The organism is Massilia hydrophila (genome assembly GCF_020208145.1).
In the GTDB taxonomy this organism is placed as follows: Bacteria; Pseudomonadota; Gammaproteobacteria; order Burkholderiales; family Burkholderiaceae_D; genus Telluria; species Telluria hydrophila.
Genome location: NZ_JAHYBX010000106.1, coordinates 1 through 255 on the forward strand (window position 1 = coordinate 1; position 255 = coordinate 255).

The window sequence follows — 255 nt, forward strand, 5'->3', positions numbered from 1 at the left end:
GTAAGCAAGCTCAAGAGGCTGTCATGCCACCATGACGGCCTCTTGTCGTTTAAATTCCGTATGGTGCGCAGCAATTGCCCAGGCCGTGCGTGCCAATTTATTGGCCAAGGCGCAAGCAACGACGTTCAAGTGACGTCGTGTCAGCATGGATCGTACCCACTGCGCCATGTGGTCGGTCTGGCGATCCAGCCGCTGCATGTACGCCCGGGCGCATTGCACGAGCAAACGGCGCATATGCTTGTCGCCTCGCTTGCT

General features: G+C 58.0%; 1 pseudogene. It reads right to left on the reverse strand.

Going from position 1 to position 255, the window contains the following annotated elements:
* Positions 1-21: 21 nt before the first annotated feature.
* Positions 22-255, reverse strand: a pseudogene (locus tag LE190_RS22345) (IS110 family transposase); the annotation flags it as partial.